Source organism: Gordonia sp. DT219 (genome assembly GCF_049847065.1).
GTDB lineage: Bacteria > Actinomycetota > Actinomycetes > Mycobacteriales > Mycobacteriaceae > Gordonia.
Genome location: NZ_JBNCNR010000099.1, coordinates 1 through 320 on the forward strand (window position 1 = coordinate 1; position 320 = coordinate 320).

At 67.2% G+C, this 320-nt stretch carries 1 protein-coding gene; it reads right to left on the minus strand.

The window, feature by feature from the left end:
* A partial coding sequence (locus tag ACPXB3_RS22595; protein ID WP_425729887.1) for a DUF222 domain-containing protein occupies positions 1-320 on the minus strand: 320 nt, incomplete at both ends.

Consider the following 320-nt stretch of genomic DNA (forward strand, 5'->3'; position numbering starts at 1 on the left):
CGTTGCCCGCGACTCGCCAACCGGGCCCGACCCAAATACAGGGGCACGGTGGTGTGCTCACCGAACACCGCCAACCAGGGTTGGGCGTCGGCCGCCAACCGGATGACGTCTGTGATGGGCAGCAGGCTGTTGGTGGCGGTGACGCCGTGGCCGGTTTCGTTGACCAGGTCGGTGAGGTCGGCTTTGATGATCAGCTGCACCGGTAACCCGCGGTGGGATTCGCCGAGTTCCCCCGACGTCAGGGCCAGTTTGTACACGGCCTGCATCGCATCATGGTTGCGTTGGGCTTGGCTGCGGGTGTCGCGGTCGGCGGCGGCCGC